Annotated in this window: 15 protein-coding genes, 2 tRNA genes and 2 rRNA genes (1 of these 19 cut by a window edge); 5 read left to right on the plus strand and 14 right to left on the minus strand. The window is 35.2% G+C overall.

Annotated features, from left to right (window positions below; all coding sequences use genetic code 11):
• Positions 1-56: 56 nt before the first annotated feature.
• The 11 genes from AC2TDS_RS08770 to AC2TDS_RS08820 form a co-directional block, all read right to left on the minus strand.
• Positions 57-989, minus strand: a complete 933-nt coding sequence (locus AC2TDS_RS08770; RefSeq protein ID WP_484738719.1) for a Gfo/Idh/MocA family oxidoreductase — start codon at positions 987-989, stop codon at positions 57-59.
• Positions 989-2266 (minus strand): nucleotide sugar dehydrogenase, encoded by a 1278-nt coding sequence (locus tag AC2TDS_RS08775; RefSeq protein ID WP_484738720.1) that lies wholly within the window; start codon positions 2264-2266, stop codon positions 989-991. Before AC2TDS_RS08775 ends, AC2TDS_RS08770 begins: the two co-directional genes overlap by 1 nt.
• Before the next feature lie 207 nt (positions 2267-2473).
• Positions 2474-2548 (minus strand) — tRNA-Val (locus tag AC2TDS_RS08780).
• A 31-nt stretch (positions 2549-2579) separates the two neighbouring features.
• A tRNA-Val gene (locus AC2TDS_RS08785) sits at positions 2580-2654 on the minus strand.
• A gap of 160 nt (positions 2655-2814) precedes the next feature.
• Positions 2815-4023 (minus strand): bifunctional folylpolyglutamate synthase/dihydrofolate synthase, encoded by a 1209-nt coding sequence (locus AC2TDS_RS08790; protein WP_484738721.1) that lies wholly within the window; start codon positions 4021-4023, stop codon positions 2815-2817.
• 41 nt (positions 4024-4064) lie between these two features.
• Entirely contained in the window at positions 4065-4886 is an 822-nt protein-coding gene (locus AC2TDS_RS08795; RefSeq protein ID WP_484738722.1) for an energy transducer TonB, read from the minus strand.
• Positions 4887-4893: 7 nt separating this feature from the next.
• Positions 4894-5286: an ExbD/TolR family protein gene (locus tag AC2TDS_RS08800; protein WP_484738723.1), complete on the minus strand. Its 393-nt coding sequence runs from the start codon at positions 5284-5286 to the stop codon at positions 4894-4896.
• Positions 5286-5972 (minus strand): MotA/TolQ/ExbB proton channel family protein, encoded by a 687-nt coding sequence (locus AC2TDS_RS08805; RefSeq protein WP_484738724.1) that lies wholly within the window; start codon positions 5970-5972, stop codon positions 5286-5288. The genes AC2TDS_RS08800 and AC2TDS_RS08805 overlap by 1 nt, the downstream gene beginning before the upstream one ends.
• A gap of 113 nt (positions 5973-6085) precedes the next feature.
• Positions 6086-7558, minus strand: coding sequence for a sodium/proton antiporter NhaB (gene nhaB, locus AC2TDS_RS08810; protein ID WP_484738725.1), 1473 nt, complete (start codon positions 7556-7558; stop codon positions 6086-6088).
• Between the two features lie 22 nt (positions 7559-7580).
• On the minus strand, positions 7581-8807 hold the full coding sequence (locus AC2TDS_RS08815; protein WP_484738726.1) for a Glu/Leu/Phe/Val dehydrogenase dimerization domain-containing protein: 1227 nt from the start codon (positions 8805-8807) through the stop codon (positions 7581-7583).
• A 332-nt stretch (positions 8808-9139) separates the two neighbouring features.
• Complete coding sequence (locus AC2TDS_RS08820; protein WP_484738727.1) at positions 9140-10210, minus strand: anhydro-N-acetylmuramic acid kinase; 1071 nt, start codon at positions 10208-10210, stop codon at positions 9140-9142.
• Positions 10211-10310: 100 nt separating this feature from the next.
• Here AC2TDS_RS08820 and AC2TDS_RS08825 point away from each other — a divergent pair, with 100 nt between their 5' ends.
• Entirely contained in the window at positions 10311-11453 is a 1143-nt protein-coding gene (locus AC2TDS_RS08825; protein ID WP_484738728.1) for an acyl-CoA dehydrogenase, read from the plus strand.
• Between the two features lie 154 nt (positions 11454-11607).
• Here the strand turns inward: AC2TDS_RS08825 and AC2TDS_RS08830 are convergent, their stop codons facing one another.
• Positions 11608-12393 carry a tRNA pseudouridine synthase A gene (locus AC2TDS_RS08830; RefSeq protein ID WP_484738729.1) on the minus strand — a complete coding sequence of 262 codons (786 nt, stop codon included), beginning with the start codon at positions 12391-12393 and terminating at the stop codon, positions 11608-11610.
• Between the two features lie 864 nt (positions 12394-13257).
• On the opposite strand from AC2TDS_RS08830, the gene AC2TDS_RS08835 reads away from it, so the two are divergent.
• The 4 genes from AC2TDS_RS08835 to gltD are packed head-to-tail and all read left to right on the plus strand — an operon-like array spanning position 13258 to position 20843.
• Positions 13258-13596, plus strand: a complete 339-nt coding sequence (locus tag AC2TDS_RS08835; protein WP_484738730.1) for a P-II family nitrogen regulator — start codon at positions 13258-13260, stop codon at positions 13594-13596.
• Positions 13597-13611: 15 nt separating this feature from the next.
• Positions 13612-14850, plus strand: coding sequence for an ammonium transporter (locus AC2TDS_RS08840; protein ID WP_484738731.1), 1239 nt, complete (start codon positions 13612-13614; stop codon positions 14848-14850).
• Positions 14851-14870: 20 nt separating this feature from the next.
• Positions 14871-19382: a glutamate synthase large subunit gene (gltB, locus tag AC2TDS_RS08845; RefSeq protein WP_484738732.1), complete on the plus strand. Its 4512-nt coding sequence runs from the start codon at positions 14871-14873 to the stop codon at positions 19380-19382.
• A gap of 3 nt (positions 19383-19385) precedes the next feature.
• Positions 19386-20843 (plus strand): glutamate synthase subunit beta, encoded by a 1458-nt coding sequence (gene gltD, locus AC2TDS_RS08850; protein WP_484738733.1) that lies wholly within the window; start codon positions 19386-19388, stop codon positions 20841-20843.
• 324 nt (positions 20844-21167) lie between these two features.
• Here gltD and rrf read toward each other — a convergent pair.
• Positions 21168-21276, minus strand: a 5S ribosomal RNA gene (rrf, locus tag AC2TDS_RS08855).
• A gap of 98 nt (positions 21277-21374) precedes the next feature.
• Positions 21375-22080: ribosomal RNA gene (locus tag AC2TDS_RS08860) — 23S ribosomal RNA — on the minus strand (it continues 2164 nt past the right edge of the window).

A 22080-nucleotide genomic window follows, 5' to 3' on the forward strand; every position in this document is an offset into this window, starting at 1 on the left:
AACATATTGGTTTCATTTTCTTCTTTCTTTTTAAAAGACAAATATATTAGGTTCTTTTACAAAAAAAAATGTTTTTCTCCAAAATTTACCACTTCTTTGTTCCTTATGTTATATATAATATCAATTGAAGACCTAGCCTCCTTTAAACCAAAACCTTTTCCTTTTAAAATTTGCGCATAACTCTCTGTATGCAACTCTGTAAATCCTGTGCTAAATTGGATTTCTTCTTCATTTACTATCATTGAGCGATACGTACGTTCTCCTTTTTCTTTTATTTCTTTGGGAAGGGAGTTTTCATCAATAGACAAATACCATCGTACTCTCGCTTTCTCAAATTCTAAATAGCCAGCCGTCTTATCCTTTTCTCTTAAATGCACTATATTCTCTTGAACTTCACCAAACACCCAAGACAACATATCATAAAAATGGATTCCAATATTGGTAGCAATACCTCCGGACTTACTTTCATCTCCCTTCCATGAAACATGGTACCATCCTCCTCTTGAGGTTATATAGGTGAGATCAACATCGTACTTTTCTTTTTTGTTTTCGTTTACAACCTTGTTTTTTAACCTAATAATACTGGGATGCAAACGTAATTGAAGTATCGTGTTTATTTTGCTTTCCGATTCCTTTTCCATCATTTGTAGCGCATCTATATTCCACGGATTTAACACTAATGGTTTTTCGCAAATGGCATTTGCCCCTCTTCTTAACGCCATACGGATATGAGAATCATGTAAATAATTAGGTGTGCAAATACTTACATAGTCTAATTGAACATTATTTTGTCTTTTCATTTTTTCAATATGCCGATCAAAACGTTCGAATTCAACAAAAAAATCAGCTTCTGGAAAATAACGATCCATAATACCAACACTGTCAAATTTATCCAATGCTGCTATCAATGTATTCCCTGTATCCTTAATAGCTCTTAAATGCCTTGGAGCTATGTAACCTGCCACGCCAATCATTGCGAAATTTTTCATTACAAACTTTTGTCTTTAAGTTTCAGGAAGTTTTTAACGTCATAAACTACTGATTTTTTACTTTTTAAATTTAAGATATCAATGTTTCTAAATTCACTATGAGAAACTGCAAGAACAATCGCTTCATATTTTTTTCCACGAATGTCCTCAAGAAGGGCTATTCCGTATTCATTCTTTACTTCAACGTTTTTGGCCCAAGGATCATACACTTCCACATTTACCCCGAAACTCGTTAACGCATGAATCACATCAACAACCTTTGTATTTCTTGTATCAGGGCAGTTTTCTTTAAATGTTATTCCTAAAATTAAAACATTTGCGCCTTTTACCTTCACTTCCTTATCTATCATCAATTTAACAATCTCAGAAGCCACATGAGCCCCCATTCCATCATTTAATCTTCTACCTGATAATATAATTTCTGGATAATACCCATATTGCTGTGCTTTTTGCGCCAAATAATAAGGATCAACTCCGATACAATGACCTCCCACCAACCCTGGTTTAAAGGGTAAAAAGTTCCATTTTGTAGCAGCTGCTTCAAGCACTTCACTCGTATCAATATTCATTAAACTAAAAATCTTAGCTAACTCATTAACAAAAGCAATGTTGATATCTCTTTGGCAGTTTTCTATTATTTTTGAAGCCTCTGCCACTTTTATTGAAGAGGCCAAATGCGTTCCTGATTTTATGACAGACTTGTATAAATCATCAACTTTTTTTGCTGTTTCAGGTGTAGAACCAGAAGTTACTTTTAAAATATTCTCCACAGTTCTGACTTTATCCCCTGGACTGATTCGCTCAGGGGAATACCCAACAAAAAAGTCATGGTTGAATTTCAATTCTGATACAGCCTCTAAAACCGGGATACAATCTTCCTCAGTTGCTCCAGGGTAAACTGTTGATTCGTAAATGACAATATCCTCTTTATGTAAATACTTTGCGATAGTTTTACTAGCAGAAATAAGTGGTTCTAAAACTGGTTGATTATTTTTATCCACGGAAGTAGGTACCGTAACAATATAATAGTTACAGTGTTTTAAAATACTTGAATCCGATGTTACAAAAAGACCTTTCTCATGTTCCAAGTCATTTATTAGAACACTTTTTAAAATTTGGTTATCAACTTCAAGGGTAACATCTACTCCATCTTTCAATTCAGAAACCCTTTTTTCTTTTATATCAAAACCTATTACTTTATATTTAGTAGCAAAAAGCCTAGCTAATGGTAATCCTACGTATCCTAATCCAATAATTGCTATAACTGGGTTTCTCATTAAATCATAAATAATTTTGAACTGACGAAGTTACGAAAAAGGTTTTTTACAATTATCTTAAAAAAATCATCATTATAAATAGAATAAGTTACCAAGTCTGGGGCTCAAGAACAATTGCTGAAGTTTAAGAATAGTTTGTTCTTAACCCAAAATAAATCATAGCTTTATAAATAACAAAAGCTACCTAAAAAGGTAGCTTTTCTCTCGTGGGCGCGGAGGGATTCGAACCCCCGACCCCTTGGGTGTAAACCAAGTGCTCTGAACCAACTGAGCTACGCGCCCTTATATTTTATACTCTCTAAGGATGAGTTTGTGGGCGCGGAGGGATTCGAACCCCCGACCCCTTGGGTGTAAACCAAGTGCTCTGAACCAACTGAGCTACGCGCCCTTATTTTTTTATACTCTCAAAGGATCGAGTTTCGCAATTTTAACTTCCTTTGTAATTATTCAGGATATACTTTACAAACTTAGCTCCGGGCTCTTGCTTATTAATTGCGGATGCAAATATATAACTGTTTTTAGAATTGACAATATTTTTCGTCATTTTTTTACAAAATTTCTGCCACAACAAACGTACTTCCTCCTATGTATCCTACATCGTTTTTATTCATATTTAACTTCAGTTCCCTAACAGCTTCTTTTACAGAAACAAAACTTTCACCCATCAATTCATGGACTGCTGCTTTCTCTTTTAGTTCGATTTCGCAAAGCCCTCTTGAAACACTTGGTTTACAAAAATAGTACCTTGCTTTTTTAGGAAACATTGGCAATATTTCATCTATATTTTTATCTGATACTACACCTAATACCACGTGCAATTTTTCGTACGCCTCTTTTTTTAATTGATTCAACGTATAAAACAACCCTTCTTTATTATGTGCTGTGTCGCATATTATTTTAGGCACTTCTTGTAAAATTTGCCACCTTCCTTTTAAATTGGTATTCTCAGCTACTCTTAAAAGTCCGTTTCTTATATCTTCTTGAGAAACAGTAAAACTTCTCAGTTGTTTGATAGCTGCTATCGCTGTTTTAACATTCTTTAACTGATAATCACCCAACAGATCAGTAGCATATTGCTCCTGCATATCTGAAGCGAATACAATTTCAGACTGACATTCTTCTGCTTTCTTTACAAAAATATTCGAAACTTCACCTTGACGTTCACCTATAACCACTGGGACTTTATGTTTTATTATCCCTGCTTTTTCAAAAGCTATTTCAGGCAATGTTTCTCCCAAAAACTGCGTATGGTCTAGTCCTATATTTGTAATTACCGAAACCTCAGGAAAAATAATGTTCGTTGAATCCAATCTTCCTCCAAGGCCAACCTCTATGACAGCGATATCTACCTTTTCTTTTACAAACTCATTAAAAGCTAGGCCTACCGTCATTTCAAAAAACGAAAGCTTTTGTTTCTCCAAAAAGACCTTATTTTTTGAAATAAATTCAACAACTGACTCTTTAGAAATTTCTTCTCCATTAATACGAATGCGTTCTGTGAAGTTTTTTAGATGTGGTGATGTATACAATCCGACTTTATAGCCCGCTTCTTGTAAAATAGAAGCTAGCATATGGCTAGTAGATCCTTTGCCATTAGTGCCCCCAACATGAATTGCTCTAAACTTTTTTTCAGGGTTTCTTAAATGATTTGACAGTGCAACTATATTCGTCAAATCTTTTTTTAAGGCTGCTTCTCCTTGACGTTGGTACATTGGCAACTGAGCAAACATCCAGTCTATAGTCTCTTGGTAAGTCATTAATTCAGCTAAATTCTTTAATCTATATAATAAATAGGCAGTTATTGCGTTAAGGAAAACTTGTATATTATAGTCCCTTTTTGTTTTGTAGGAGCATTTCCATCTGGATTCCACTTTGTTCTCAGTGCTGCTTCTTTTGCTGGCTTTAGCAAACATGGAGCGGTGTTCGTAGACCCCTTTACTCCAGGAATAGCCTTTATAACCTTTCCATTCTTATCTACTTCTATACTCACTACTACAACCCCTTCTTCCTGACAATCCGGTTTTTCTATAGGTTTATCCAAAGCTTTTCTTCCTGCAAGATTATAATTTCCTCCAGAGCCACTCCCTGAGTTTCCATAATATTTTGAAGAGTTTAAATCTCCTTTATTATTTCCTTTAACTCCTTGTTTAGTATCATCTCCTTCTCCAGAGGCTGCTCCTTCTTTAGAGGTTCCTTTTAACAAGCTATTTAAGGCATCCGTTGTTGCTTTGGAGGGCTTAGGCTTTGGTTTCTCCTTAGGCTTTATTTCTTTGGGTATTTCTTTTACGACCTCTTTTTTTTCTACACTTTTTTCAACTACAGGTACATCTTTTGCTAAATCATCTGTAATCACATCTTCTTTTAGGGATTTATCAGACGTTTCCTCTTGCTTTTCCTCCACCACTTCTTCTACCTTTTCTGGGCTAGCTTTTTGTTTAGTTTTCTCCACGGGCTTTCCTGCTCCAGTATCAGAATTCCCAAAATTAATAGCCAGTCCATATTCAATAGGTGGATCCAAGTATTTCATTCCATAGTTGAACATTGCAAATAACAACAATAGTAGGATACCTACCGTAATTAATGCTGATTTTCTTTTATGTTTTGTATCTAATATTGACATACCAATCCTACTTACCTTTTACGGCTAAAATCATTTTTAATTTATTTCTATTAGCAATATCAATCACCTTCATCACATTTTTATAAGGAACATTCTGATCTCCTCGTATTACTACTGTCTTCTTTTTATCTGCCCCTACCTTCATTAAGAGTTCTCTTTCTAAATTCGAGGCACTTACCTTTGATTTATTCAGATAAAAAGAAGAATTTTTGGTAATTGTCACAGCTACTGAGGTTTGATTTTCAGTTTTACCTCCTGCTTTTGGCAGTAGAACGTCAATCGCACTTACCGTAACCAATGTCGACGTAAGCATAAAAAAGATCAATAACAAAAAAACTATATCTGTCATTGACGACATATTAAAACTTGGATCTACTTTATTTCTTCCTCTTAGATTCATTATACTGGTTCATTTAAAAGGTCTAAAAACTCAACCGACTTTGCCTCCATCTGATACACCACTTTATCTGTGCGAACCACGATATGGTTATACGAAATATACGCAATAATCCCTACGATTAACCCTGCTACTGTTGTTGTCATCGCAGTATATAGTCCATCCGAAAGCATTTTTATATCTATCTGCCCTCCCGAGTTTGCTATTTCGTGTATGGCAACAATCATTCCAATTACTGTCCCTAAAAACCCAATCATAGGAGCAGCCCCTGCTATTGTAGCTAAAACACTTACGTTTTTCTCTAACTTATATATCTCTAATTTCCCAGCATTTTCAATGGCTTTATTGATATCATCTAATGGTTTTCCGATTCTTGAAACTCCTTTACCTATTAATCTCGCAGCCGGCGTTCCTGTATGTTCACATAATGTTCTTGCACTTTCAAGTTTACCATTAGTTACATGATCTTTAATTTGATTCATAAAATTCTTATCTACTTTTGAAGCTGCTTTGATAGCAAAAAATCGTTCAAAATAGATATACAAAGCAACAGCTAACAACACGAATAGTATTGCTATAATTATCTGTCCTCCAACTCCACCATCCATTATCAAGTTGTAAATAGATAATGTTCTCTCTTGCGTCGTTTCTTCTAACAATTCTGTTTGTTCTTGGAAATATGCTAACATTAAAATAGATTTATGTTTTAATTACTAACGATTGAGTTAACTTTTAATTGTTCAAAAAAATCCCGAATTAATTCATTCAGGATTTAAAAATATAAAATATACGTGTTTTAAATTTAAGACAGTATTAATTTAACCATTATATACCCTAAACCTCCTAAAACGATAGTATACGGTAAAGCCATCTTGACCATTCTTCCGTATGATAAGTTAATTAAGGGAGCTAAAGAAGATGTTAATAGGAATAAAAATGCGGCTTGACCATTTGGTGTAGCTACACTTGGCAGGTTTGTTCCTGTATTAATTGCTATTGCTAATTTCTCAAAATGCTCTCTATCAATTGCTCCGCTTTTAAAAGCACTTTCAACTTCACCAATATAAACCGTAGCTACAAACACATTGTCACTAATAGCAGACAAGAAACCATTGGCTACATAAAACAAGGCTGGTTGAGAATGTGGGTCTTGTGCTAATGCCCAATGAATTATAGGGCTAAACAAATGTTGATCATGAATCATTGCCACAATCACAAAAAACACTACTAACAACCCGGTAAAAGGAAGAGCTTCTTCAAAGGCAGGACCCAATTGATGCTCATCTATGATACCCATAAACGATGTTTGAATGATAATTAGCGCTAAACCAATAAATCCTACGGGCGCTAAATGCATTGCTAAACCGGCAATTAATAATATTCCAGAAACACCTTGAACTATTAAACCATATTTTTGTTTGTCAGTTCGTTTTTTATCTTCTTCGATAGTATATCCCGCAATAATTTCCGCGGCTACTTTTGGTAATTTTGCTCCGAAGCCAAACCATCCTGTTTTTTCTAAAACAACTGTAGTCAGTAATCCTGCAAAAAACACAGGAATCGTAATAGAGGCCATTTTCATGAAGAATTCAATAAAATCCCACCCCATTCTTTCTCCTATGAGTAAGTTTTGAGGCTCTCCAACTAAGGTACACACGCCTCCTAAAGCGGTACCTACCACTCCATGCATTATTAAACTCCTCAAAAAACTACGAAATTGCTCTAAAGTTTCTCCGCTTAGTTCTTTTTGATCTAAAACACCGTCTTGGTCATAATCGGAAAAATTAGAATGAATCTTGTGATAAACTCCATAAAAACCACCAGCAACGCTAATCAAAACCGCTGTTACAGTCAACGCATCTAAAAATGCCGAAAGCACTGCTGACATGAATACAAATAGAAGCGATAAAACTAGTTTAGATTTTATTTTAGTGAATGCTTTACTAAATATATACATTAACAAAGGCTTCATAAAATAAATACCCGCTACCATAAAAACTAAAAGCAAAATAACTTCCAAATTTTGATCAACTTCATGGTATGCATTTTTAGGTGTTGTTAATCCTAATACTAACGCCTCAATAGCTAATAATCCTCCTGACTGAAGCGGGTAACATTTTAGCGCCATTGCCAAGGTAAATATAAATTCTGCTATAAAAAGCCAAGCAGTAACTGTTTTTCCCAAGACGAAAAACGAAAAAACATTAAAGATTAAAAAGCCAATCATGGCCATTTTGAACCATCTAGGGCTGTTTCCTAAAAAATATTTAAACATAGTATATAATAATTTATTGCTTTTAAACTAGCTCTTTCAATGCTATTTCAAAAGCCGTTTCACTTATTTTTGTTTTTGACGCACTCCTAGCAAAAGTTCTTTGTAACGCCTTTTTTATGGTGTTTGAGGTATCTTCAAAAATAGCTTGATCGCTCATTTCAACTCTTCTTTCCATAAAATATGCAAAAACTCTTGCCATACCACAGTTGGAAATAAAATCGGGAATTAAACTTACTTTTTTATCTGTATCTTCCATTATTGACCCGAAAAATATCTCTTTATCTGCAAAAGGAACATTTGCACCACATGAAATCACCTCTAATCCAGTCTGGATCATTTGATTTATTTGTTCTTGCTTTACTAATCTAGAAGCCGCACAAGGAGTAAATATTTCACAAGGCAAATTCCAAATACGAGCATTCATCTCTTCAAAAGGGATCATGTTTTCAGCAACTAACGTATTTCCGTCTTTATTTAAGAAAAGGTCTCTGATTTCTTCAAAAGAAAAACCTTCTTCATTGATCACACCACCATCTCTATCAATAATCCCAACAACTTTGGCTCCCATTTGCGATAAATAATAGGCTGCTGCAGAACCAACGTTTCCGAAACCTTGAACAATTGCTCTTTTTCCTTTGACACTACCTCCATATATATCGTAATAGTGACGTACTGCCTCTGCTACTCCATAACCTGTAATCATATCTGCAACGGTATATTTCCTTAAAACGTTAGGAGATAGGCTTTCATCTTCCAGTACTTTGATTACTCCATGACGCAGTTGCCCAATTCTATTTATTTTGTCTGCTTCTGTTGGCTTAAAATGCCCATTAAACACACCTTCTTGGGGGTGCCACACACCACTATCTTCTGTGATTGGAATAACTTCGTGAATCTCATCAACATTTAAATCACCACCTGTTCCATAATAATTTTTCAACAACGGTGCAACGGCTTTATACCAACGTTCTAACACTCCCTTTTTACGAGGATCATGCGGATCAAAATTAATCCCTGACTTTGCTCCTCCAATTGCAGGTCCTGATACGGTAAATTTTACCTCCATTGTTTTGGCTAACGACATCACCTCGTATTTATCCAACCCTTTACGCATTCTAGTTCCTCCGCCTGCAGCTCCTCCTCTTAATGAGTTTATAACAGTCCATCCTTCAGCCTCTGTTTCTGCATCTTTCCAATTAAAAACAATCTCTGGTTGTTTTTCTTCGTATTTTTTTAATAATTCTTTCATTTTAAAGTATATAAATAATGTTCAACTTTACTTAATTTTCTTTTCTAATAGCATCCACCATAATTTAAAATTCTACCCCTAAAATGGGGTGTTAAAGCTGATTCATTTTTGTTGTTTTTTAACATTTATTTACTTCACAAACTTACCATAAAAAAATATATTTTTGGCACTCTAAATTCGTTATGCCTTATTTTTTAAAAAGTTAATTATTTTTTCATTCTTAAAAGGGCTAAGCTCACTACAAAACTGTCGTATAAAAACACAAATAAAGTTTTAAAAACAAAAAACGTTCCTGTAGTTATACCATTTAAGACGTATGTTAAGTATCTACTTTACAAATCAATATTAGGATGGTAAATTTTCCCTGATGAATGATCTCTACAAGCCCCTGTTACTGTAGCTAAACAATTAATTTGATTTTTAACACGTAACATCCCCAAAAAAGCAAACACTAAAGCTTCTTTATAGTTTATAAGCTTCTTTTCTACTAATACTACTCTCTGTTTTGTGTAAAATTCTATTCTTTTCATTAAAAACGTATTAAATACTCCCCCGCCAGTATATAAAATTGTTGAAGGCTTTTGTATAATTTTACTAATTTGTATTGCGACGTGTTCAACAAAGGTTCTTAGTAGAGTAGAAGTATCCATTTCTTTGGCATCCAATAACGGGAAAATATATTTTTGCACCCATTCCAATCCCAATGATTTTGGAGGAAGCGTATCGTAAAAAGAAAGGCTGTTTAATTGATTCAAAAGCTCAGTATCAACGGTTCCTTTAGCCGCTATCTTTCCTTCATCGTCATAGGCTAAACCAAGTTTCCTGGTATAATGGTTTAATACAATATTCACTGCACATATATCGAAAGCAATTCGTTTGTTTTCAAAATTGTAGGACACATTGGCAAAACCACCCAAATTAACACAATAATCGTAGTGGGAAAACAACAACTTATCCCCAATAGGTACGAGAGGAGCTCCCTGCCCTCCTAATTGCACATCTTGTACTCTAAAATCACACACTATCTTTTGTTTTGTAGCGTTCGCCATGGTTTGCCCATCTCCTATCTGTAAAGTAATCCCTTTGTCTGGTTGATGAAGAATGGTATGTCCATGAGAAGCGATAAAATCAATTTCTTCAATAGCATGTTTACCTATGAAGTCATTCATAACTTCTCCCAGAAAAACGCCATATGAGATATTCAAAGCTTTTAACTTTTGTTCTGGGTAAAAGATAGCTTCTTGCAACTTTGATCTCCAATTTTCGGAATACGAAATTGTTTCTGAGTGTACAATCTTGAAATTTGTATAATCACTTTTTTGGAACCTAGTATACACTAAGTCAACTCCATCCAACGATGTTCCAGACATTAATCCGATAATATTAAGACTATCTCCTATCATATTCAGTAAAAATAGAAAAGTATATTGAATATTTCACATTAAAAAAGTATCTTTGGGAACATTTTTTACGAATTTAACAAATATTTTATATTAATTAATAATGGATTTTAATCTTACTGAAGAGCATTTAATGATTCGTGATGCGGCCCGTGATTTCGCGCAAAACGAATTGTTACCAGGAGTTATTGAAAGAGACGAGAAACAAGAATTTCCGAACGAATTAGTTCGAAAAATGGGTGAGCTAGGTTTTATGGGTATTATGGTAGATCCAAAATATGGAGGAAGTGGAATGGATAGTGTTTCGTACGTATTGATTATGGAAGAACTGTCTAAAATTGATGCCTCTGCCTCTGTAATGGTATCTGTTAACAATTCATTAGTTTGCTACGGTATAGAAGCTTATGGATCTGAAGAGCAGAAACAAAAATACTTAACAAAATTAGCTACGGGAGAACAGATAGGCGCATTTTGTTTGAGTGAACCTGAAGCTGGAAGTGATGCAACTTCTCAGGCAACAACTGCTGAAGACAAAGGTGATCACTATTTATTAAATGGTACTAAAAACTGGATTACAAATGGAGGTCGCGCCGATGTTTATTTAGTTATTGCGCAAACCGACAGGAGTAAAAAGCATCGTGGAATCAATGCTTTTATTTTAGAAAAAGGAATGGAAGGTTTCCATATCGGTCCAAAAGAAGACAAGTTAGGTATTCGTGGTTCTGATACGCATACATTACAGTTTAATGATGTTAAAGTACCTAAAGAAAATAGAATTGGTGAAGACGGATTTGGCTTTAAGTTTGCCATGAAAACTCTTTCTGGTGGGCGTATTGGTATCGCTGCTCAGGCCTTAGGTATCGCTTCTGGAGCCTATGAATTAGCTTTAAAATATTCAAAAGAGCGTAAAGCTTTTGGTACAGAAATTTGCAACCACCAAGCTATTGCCTTTAAATTGGCTGATATGTACACAGATATTTCGGCGGCACGTCATCTTGTTATGAAAGCTGCTTGTGACAAAGATGCAGGTAAAAACTATGATCAATCGAGTGCAATGGCTAAATTATATGCCTCTAAAGTAGCTATGGAACATTCAGTTGAAGCTGTTCAAATACATGGCGGTAATGGTTTTGTTAAAGAATACCATGTAGAGCGTTTAATGCGTGATGCTAAAATCACGCAGATTTACGAGGGAACTTCTGAAATTCAAAAAATTGTGATTTCGAGAAGTTTAATTAATGCTTAAATACACCTCTCAAATTCTAAAAAACTATAAAAGCCCATCAATATTGATGGGTTTTTCATTTAACAACTATTTTCAACTCGAATTATTATATTAAATCAATACATACTCAGAACATTATAATGGCATTGTTAACATCGTGGTATTCCTTCTGTATTTATTCCTTCAAATTAACCGAATGTAAGTGCAACCCTGAAGATGGGGCTATTGTTTTTAAAAACTCTATATCACTTTCAGGGTTTAATGACTTCTCAATAAAATCTATATCAAAATGCCCCTTACCTAATTCAAATAATGCTCCCATTATTAATCGAATTTGATTTCGTAAAAAACCTTCACCTCTAATGATTAACACATAACTTTTTTCGGGAAAAAAAGAAGCGCTTAATTCTTTATTGACCACAATTTTACACTCCTTAATCTCCCTTTCTACCCTTGTTTCCTCCGAAGGTTTTGTACAATATCTTCTAAAATTATGGTACCCTTCAAATAATTTTGCGCCTTCCATCATTAAATCAATATCCAGATGATCTATCATTCCTGTCAAAAAAGGAGCGCAATAGGGATGATTCTTTTCTCCAAAAGAAAAATAATATCGATATTCTTTTATTTTAGGATGTTGGATAATATTAAATGTTTCATCTACTATTTCTTCAACACTCATTACTCGAACATCTGAAGGTGAATTTATATTAAAGGTTTTTATAAAATGGCCTTCTTTCACCTTTTCATCAGCAAATAGTTGAAAATAGTAGTCAATAGCAGAAACCTTGGCATCCGTTCTTCCAACTCCCACTGATTTACTTCTTACCCCTTTACAAACGAACTTCAGTGTTTTGTCAATCGCCCAATGCACTGTTTTTAAATTAGGCTGCTTTTGCCAACCATGAAAACGAAAACCTAAATACTGGATATTTACTAAATAAGAATACTTATAATTCATAAAATGCAAATCTAAGGTGATTTTAGTGTCTTTCTTATTTTTATTCAGTATAAATAATTACAATATTCGCAAACAAAATCGAATTTTAACATTTTTTATTTATCAAAAAATGCCAAACGATAAAAAAACCTCAATAAAAAACGATAAAAACATACTTTTTTTGAAAAAAATGCATTTTTATGAGATCCGTAATTTTTCTTTTCTTTTTTAACTAGTTCGCATTTTCATACGTATCAGTTTACCTCAATTTAATGTATTAGCATTTTTGAGTGCAATTTTTTAACACCTTAGTCCTTTTTGAAATCGTTTTCGACCACTCAAACCACCCTAAGCATTTGTTTATTAGCGAGTTTTAAATGAACTTTGTCATATAACCAACTAATAAACATTCATTCTGTACACTACATATTTAGTCATATTATACGTTTTTTTTATCTGTTTTCTAACAATTGCATGGTTGAAAACAGATAAAAAAAATCTCGTAATTGCAATTCCATCCATTTTAACAATAGACCGAAAAGTAGTTACAATTTTAACTTCCAAATACATTAAAACACCTATACATTTCTTAATCTATTCTGTTTTCGTAAAGTCAAATTACAGTCCGTTTTACCCTCTTCGGAGATACTGTATGATGATTTGTAAACTATCTCTAGTAAAACCGTCTCGATAGCTTTACAATAAAACTAACGAGCTAGACCTTAAGAAACCTTAAGCAATTAATGTATCTATTTGAAATGACTATTTAAAATTTCTACGGTAACATCAAATGAAATTTTATCCGTTTTAAAGTTCAACCTTTATAGAGTTAAATGTTGAACAGTGAATAACAAGTAACCATTTTTAATTAACACAAATTAATCAATGAAGAAAATAGAAGCTATTATTCGGAAATCAAAATTCCATCAAGTTAAAGAAGCTTTGCATCAGGTAGGAATCAATTTCTTTTCCTATTGGGATGTAACCGGTTTAGGAAATGAAAAGGAAGGGCATGTGTACAGAGGTGTTTCTTATAGTACCAGTGATATACAAAGAAGGTACTTATCTATCGTAGTAAATGATGAGTTCAAAAAACCTGCTATCGATGCAATTCTGTCTGCCGCTGCCACTGGTGTAGTAGGTGATGGGAAAATTTTTATCTCAAACATTGATGAATGCTATAGAATTAGAACAGGAGAAAAAGGAAAAGATACTTTAAACTAACAACACTACTAGATTATGGAAATACTTACGATTAATAATGTATGGATGATGATCTGTACAGCACTTGTGTTTATGATGCACTTGGGGTTCGCTCTTCTCGAAATAGGGTTAACTAGACAAAAGAACACCATAAACATTTTGTTTAAAAACATTTTTATCATCACCATTGGACTCTTATTGTATTGCTTAATAGGATTCAATCTAATGTATCCCGGTTTTACACAAAATTCTTTGGGAATTCTGGGGTTCTCCGGATTCGGATTGGACGCTCCTCTACAAAATGGTATGCTAGACTTAAGCTATAACCAAGGGTACACCTATTGGACCGATTTCTTATTTCAAGGAATGTTTGCGGCAACAGCAGCAACCATTGTTTCTGGTGCAGTTGCAGAGCGCATGAAATTAGGTCCTTTTATAATTTTTACGATTATTTATGTAGGACTTGTATATCCAATTGCCGGGTCTTGGAAATGGGGTGGTGGATTTTTAGACATGAGAACTACTCCTTTTTACGATTTCGCCGGTTCTACTCTAGTTCATTCAGTAGGCGGATGGGCAGCTCTAGTAACTGTTTATCTACTAGGTGCAAGAATTGGAAAATTTAAAAATGGAAAACCACAAGCTATTCAAGGCCATAATATACCTCTTGCAACAGCCGGAGTATTAATCCTTTGGCTAGGGTGGTTTGGTTTTAATGGTGGTTCTGTTCTTTCTGCTGACCCAAAAGCAACTTCATTAACACTTGTTACTACCTGTTTAGCAGCAGCATCTGGAGGTGTTTTTGCTTTTGTAACATCAACATTATGGTATAAGAATTTTGATTTAACCATGTTTTTGAATGGTATTTTAGGAGGCTTAGTGGGCATCACTGCGGGAGCAGACCAAATGCTGCCGACAGATGCTATTATCATCGGAGCTGTTTCGGGGTTACTCGTTGTATTTGCGGTAAGTTTGATTGACAAAATAAAATTAGATGACCCAGTTGGTGCCATTGCTGTTCATTTATTTTGTGGTATTTGGGGAACACTAGCCGTAGGTGTTTTCGGGAAATTAGCCAGTTGGAGTCAATTTATTTCTCAGCTAATAGGGGTATTAGCCTATGCTTTTTTGTGCATAATCTCATCATTCGTGATCATTTTTACTTTAAAGAAAACTCTTGGAATTAGAGTAAGTGAAAGAGAAGAATTAGAAGGTCTAGATAAGTTTGAACACGGAATCAATGCTTATCCAGATTTTAGATTAAACGAACACTAGAATACTAAAACAACAACTATATGAAAGATCAGGGACTGTATTTGAGCGAATTTGAAAGAGATAATTGTGGCGCAGGTTTCATTTGTAATTTGCAAGGAGAGAAATCTAACACCATTATTCATAATGCATTAGAAATTCTAGTAAAACTAGAACACCGAGGAGCCGTGAGTTCAGATGGCAGAACAGGTGATGGTGCAGGCATTTTAATTGATATTCCCCATGAGTTTTTTAAACGAGTATGTGCTTTTCCTATCCCTGAGCCCAAAAAATATGCGGTTGGGATGGTCTTTTTACCCAAAAGCTCAAACCAGTCTAATTATTGTATTTCTGTTTTTGAAGAAGAAATAAAAAAGCAAGGATTACGAATCATTGGATGGAGAGATGTACCTGTCGACACGTCTTTTATGGGGGAAATTGCCGCGAAAACAGAACCAAAAATAAAGCAACTTTTTGTTGATAAAAATGATCTCGAGTTAAGTAGTTTACAATTTAACGCAAAACTATTTGCTGCGCGTAAAGTTGCTGAGCATATCATTTCAAAATCAAAGCTATCTCAGGCTGCATATTTCTATGTTCCTAGTCTTTCTACCACAACATTAATTTATAAAGGACTATTAATTCCAGAAGATATAGGAAGATATTATACAGACTTGAAAGAAAAAGATGTAATAACTAGATTGGCACTAGTACATCAACGATTTTCTACCAATACGTTTCCTGCATGGAGTTTGGCACAGCCATTTCGATATATGTGTCATAATGGAGAAATTAATACACTTCGAGGTAATGTAAGCAGAATGCGTGCTCGTGAAGAGTTGATGGAAAGTGATTTATTCGGTGAAGACATTAAAAAGATTTTTCCAATTGTACGAGATGGTAAGTCTGATTCTGCCTCGATGGATTTAGTTGTTGAGTTGTTATTAATGACGGGGAGATCTCTTCCAGAAGTAATGATGATCATGGTACCCGAAGCTTGGGAAAAACACCAAACAATGTCTGACGACAAAAAGGCTTTTTATGAATATAATTCCTGTATTATGGAACCGTGGGATGGGCCTGCATCCGTTCCTTTTACCGATGGAAATTACATTGGAGCTCTTCTGGACAGAAACGGCTTAAGACCTTCAAGATATACGGTTACTAAAGACGGATTTGTAATTATGTCATCTGAGATTGGGGTGGTTGATGTAAAACCAGAAAATGTAGAAAGACACGGTAGACTAGAACCTGGTAAAATGTTTTTGGTGGATATGAATGCTGGTAGAATTATAGAAGATGAAGAAATAAAATCAAAAATTATTTCAAAAAAGCCATACAAAAATTGGGTTTCAGAACATACCTTACCCTTATCAGATGTTCCATACACCAATAATATGTGTCCAATTGAACCTACAAACTACAAAACAAGATTACGTGCTTTTGGTTATACGATTGAGGAAATTAATACCATTATCAAACCAATGGCAACAAAGGCTAAAGAAGCTCTTGGCTCCATGGGCACTGATACCCCAATTGCCGTATTATCAGACAAACCTCAATTATTATACAATTACTTTAAACAATTATTTGCACAAGTAACAAACCCTCCATTAGATGGAATTAGAGAAGAATTAATTACGGATATAAGCCTTGCTATTGGAGGAGATAGAAACATCTTTGATGTCATTCCTGAACAAGCAAAAAAATTAAGAATCCAAAATCCGGTAATTTCAAATGACGATTTAGATAAAATTAAAAATGTAGATCATCCGGATTTTAAAGCTGTATCAATACCTATTCTTTACCCTATTAATGAAGGAGTAAACGGTTTAGAAAAAGCACTCGATACTATTTTACAAGCCGTTGAAAAAGCTGTTTTCAAAGGAGCTAATATTATTATTCTTTCAGATAGAAATATAGACGAACACAATGCACCTATTCCCGCATTATTAGCCTGTTCATATGTACATCACTCCTTAAATAATCGTCAAAAAAGATCAAAATTCGGCATTGTTATTGAAACCGCTGAAGCAAGAGAGCCACATCATTTTGCTACACTTTTCGGATATGGTGCAAGTGCCATCAATCCATATTTGGTAAATGAAATCATTAGAGAACAAGTAAAAACCGAGGTTATAAAAGGTATTGATGAAGAAACCGCCGTTGAAAACTTTAACAAAGCAATAGGTAAAGGGATTTTAAAAATAATGAACAAAATAGGAATCTCAACCTTACATTCCTACAGAGCTTCTCAAATTTTCGAAGCTTTGGGTTTAAAAAAGACTTTTGTAGAGAAATATTTTCCTTTTACTCCTTCAAGAATTGGTGGTATTGGGCTCGTTATCTTAGATAAAGACATTCAAAATAGGTTTGATAGAGCTTTTAAACTTGAAAACTACCCCTCTGTTTTAGATCTAGAAATTGGTGGAGACTATCGATGGAGAAGAAACGGTGAAAAACACATGTTTAATCCAACAACAGTGGCTAAACTTCAACAAGCCGTAAGGAGTAAAAGCAAAGAAAGCTATAAGGTTTATGCAGAGAAAATCAACAAGCAAAGTGAAAACCTCATGACCCTTAGAGGCTTGTTTGAATTCAACAACTTAGACCCCATTTCTATTGATGAAGTTGAACCTTGGACTGAAATCGTCAAACGTTTTAAAACAGGTGCCATGTCATACGGTTCCATTAGTCAGGAAGCGCATGAGAACCTTGCTATTGCAATGAATCGAATTGGTGGAAAAAGTAATTCCGGTGAAGGTGGTGAGAACAAAGCAAGGTTTGTGAAGGAAACAAACGGAGATTGGAAAAATAGTGCCATTAAACAAGTGGCATCAGGAAGGTTTGGTGTTTCTAGTAATTATTTAACGAACGCTAAAGAAATTCAAATTAAAATGGCTCAAGGAGCGAAGCCTGGTGAAGGAGGGCAATTACCAGGAGAAAAAGTACTCCCTTGGATAGCCGCTGTGAGAAATTCAACCCCGTATGTTGGGTTAATTTCTCCTCCTCCACATCATGATATTTACTCTATCGAAGATTTAGCACAGCTAATTTTTGATTTAAAAAATGCCAACAGAACAGCAAGGATTAATGTGAAATTAGTCTCTAAAATTGGTGTTGGTACCATTGCAGCTGGTGTTGCTAAGGCAAAGGCTGATGTTATTTTAATCTCTGGATATGATGGAGGTACTGGAGCTTCTCCTTTAACCTCTTTAAAGCACGCCGGATTGCCTTGGGAACTTGGATTAGCAGAAGCTCAGCAAACCTTAGTTTTAAATGGCTTGAGAAACAGAGTAGTTCTAGAATGTGATGGTCAATTAAAAACAGGAAGAGATGTTGCTATCGCAGCTTTATTAGGTGCTGAAGAATATGGATTTGCAACAGCTCCATTGGTTGCGTCTGGTTGCATAATGATGCGTGCCTGCCATTTAAATACCTGCCCTGTTGGTATTGCTACTCAAAACCCAGAGCTACGAAAAAACTTTAAAGGAACACCAGAACACGTAATAAATTTTATGTATTTCGTAGCCGAAGAATTGAGAGAAATTATGGCGCAACTAGGATTCAGAACTTTAGATGAAATGATTGGAAAAAGTTACAAGTTAAATTCGAACAAGGCAATAAACCACTATAAGGCTAAAGGTGTTGATCTCTCGGCTATTTTATACAATCCACAACAAGAAAAAAACATTCCTCAATACAATACAGAAAGTCAAAATCATAATTTGAGCAATGTTTTAGATATTCAAATTTTAAACGACGCTAAAACAGCAATTATTCATGGTAAAAAAACATCTCTAACCTATTCAATTAAAAATACAGATAGAGCTGTAGGTGCTATTATCAGTAACGAAATATCTAAACGTTACGGAGAAATAGGTTTAGCTAACAACACCTTAAATTTAACCTTTAAAGGTTCAGCAGGTCAAAGCTTTGGCGCTTTTTCGACCAATGGATTAACACTAACCCTTGAAGGCGAAACAAACGATTATTTAGGAAAAGGTCTTTCTGGAGCAACTTTAATCATAAAGAAACCTCAATTAGCCACCTTTAAAGCTTCAGAAAATATTATTACTGGAAATGTAAGTTTTTATGGAGCTATAAATGGCAAGGCATATATAAACGGTATTGCTGGAGAGCGTTTTGCTGTTAGAAATTCTGGTGTAACTGCAGTTGTAGAAGGTGTAGGTGATCATGGATGTGAGTATATGACGGGAGGAAACGTTATTGTTTTGGGAAAAACAGGTAGAAATTTTGCTGCGGGGATGAGTGGTGGAATAGCATACGTTTATGATAAAAACCAAGAATTTGCAACCAATTTGTGTAATAAAGAAATGGTTGATTTAGAACCACTTGTAAAAAAAGATTTTGAGGAGTTAAAAACATATATTGAAGAACATTACGAATATACAAATAGTGATTTAGCAAAAGAATACTTAGACAATTGGGAAACCATAAAACATCACTTTCTAAAAGTTTTCCCAAAAGATTATAAAAAAGCTTTACTAAGGCTATCCGAAGAAAAAACAATTTTAAAAAAAATATCAGCGTAATTTATGGGTAAGATAGGTGGATTTATAGAAATAAATAGGCGTGATGAAACTCACATAGCCGTAGAGGAAAGAATAGACAATTATGAGGAATTTACAATTCCATTGCAAGAAACCCAATTAAAAGATCAGGGAGCTAGGTGCATGGATTGTGGAATTCCGTTTTGTCATAGTGGTTGTCCCTTAGGAAATTTAATTCCTGATTTTAATGACATGGTCTATAAAGGGGAATGGAAAAAGGCGTCTGACATTTTACATTCAACAAATAACTTCCCGGAATTTACAGGAAGACTATGCCCTGCGCCTTGCGAAAAATCGTGTGTATTAGGAATTGTAAACAACCCCGTTTCTATAGAGAATATCGAGAAAAATATTGTGGAAAGAGCTTTTGCTAATGGATGGGTACAAGCACAACCTCCGAAGGTTAGAACAGGAAAGACAGTGGCTGTTATTGGATCAGGCCCTGCTGGGTTAGCCGCTGCTCAACAATTAAACAGAGCGGGGCATAACGTTACCGTATTTGAAAGAGATGATGAAATTGGAGGCTTATTACGCTATGGAATTCCAAATTTCAAATTAGAAAAAAGTATTATTGATAGAAGAATACAAATACTTGAAAAGGAAGGAGTGATTTTTAAAACGAATGTCCACGTTGGTGTTACCTATGACGTCAAAAACTTAGACTATTTCGACGCTATTCTTCTTTCTGGAGGATCCACTAAGAAACGAAGCTTGCCTGTAAAAGGAATTGATTCAAAAGGAGTATATCAAGCGATGGATTTTTTAACACAGCAAACAAAATTAATATTTGATAAACCTATTGAAGAAGAAATTATATCAGCGAAAAACAAAAATGTTATCGTAATAGGAGGTGGAGATACTGGATCAGATTGCATCGGTACTTCTAATAGGCAAAGGGCTAAATCGGTTACGAATTTCGAAATTATGCCGAAACCTCCTATAAATAGAAATGAAAAAAACCCATGGCCATATTGGCCCCCACTACTAAAAACAAGTACTTCACATAAAGAAGGCTGTGATAGAAATTGGCTCATTAATACCAAAGAATTTATCACTGATAACGATGGAAAACTTACTGCTATAAAAACTGTTCAGGTAGATTGGGAAATTGTACCTGGAGAAAGACCTAAACTTATAGAAAAACCAAATACAGAGAAAATTTGGCCTTGTGATTTAGCATTACTAGCTCTTGGCTTTACAGGGCCGGAAACCACCTTAAGTGAGCAATTAGGATTGAGTTTAGACCCTAGAGATAATTATAAAGCAGATGGCTACCAAACAAAGGTACCTCACATTTTTACTGCTGGAGATATGCGCAGAGGACAATCGTTAATTGTTTGGGCAATTTCGGAAGGGAGGGAAGCAGCAATAGCAATAGACACATACTTGCTAAACACCTCATATTTAAACTCTAAAGGGAAAGGAAATTTACCATCACTATAATTATAGAATTTATAACTTAGAGTTACTATTGGTATTTATTTGCCAATAGTATCTTCAAGTATTTCTGTTGTTCATTTAGGATTGAATCTTAATTTTTCCACCATAATTATTTATGGTAAATGGTACCAACATAAACATGAATAGAAGCAAATAATTGTACTACTTTACCTAAAATACGGTATGTTTAATTTACGTGTTATACCATTCTAGTTGTTAAATTAACATCCTAGCTAGTATTACTATTAAAAGAAATATTGATTATTTTGTTTTTTTTAGGTACAAAAAAAACCCTCATTACATTTGTATGTAATGAGGGTTTAAAAAGAAAGGCAACGACCTACTCTCCCACCAGTGGCAGTACCATCGGCGCAAATGGGCTTAACTTCTCTGTTCGGAATGGTAAGAGGTGAGCCCCATTGCTATAATCACCTTAAATTGTTGCAGTATATTTCAACTGTATAAGTTAACATATTGATAAAATCATATCGTTTGTAATCAAAGAGTTGTCTCCCGACCCGAAGGTCGGGATACGTACATAAGCCTATGGGTTATTAGTACTACTTGGCTACATACATTACTGCACTTACACCTATAGCCTATCAACGTGGTGATCTTCCACGACCCTTTAAAGAAATCTCATCTTGTGGTGGGTTTCGCGCTTATATGCTTTCAGCGCTTATCCCTTCCCGACGTAGCTACTCTGCAGTGCCCCTGGCGAGACAACAGATACACTAGAGGTCAGTCCAACTCGGTCCTCTCGTACTAAAGTCAGATCCACTCAAATTTCTAACGCCCACAGCAGATAGAGACCGAACTGTCTCACGACGTTCTGAACCCAGCTCGCGTGCCACTTTAATGGGCGAACAGCCCAACCCTTGGGACCTTCTCCAGCCCCAGGATGTGACGAGCCGACATCGAGGTGCCAAACCCCCCCGTCGATGTGAGCTCTTGGGGGAGATCAGCCTGTTATCCCCGGAGTACCTTTTATCCTTTGAGCGATGGCCCTTCCATGCGGAACCACCGGATCACTATGCTCTACTTTCGTACCTGATCGACCTGTATGTCTCTCAGTCAAGCTCCCTTATGCCATTGCACTCTACGCACGGTTACCAAGCGTGCTGAGGGAACCTTTAGAAGCCTCCGTTACTCTTTTGGAGGCGACCACCCCAGTCAAACTACCCACCACGCACTGTTCTCATCGCTGAGTTAGGCTCTAGATAAGCAAAGGGTGGTATTT

The organism is Tenacibaculum profundicola (genome assembly GCF_057220795.1).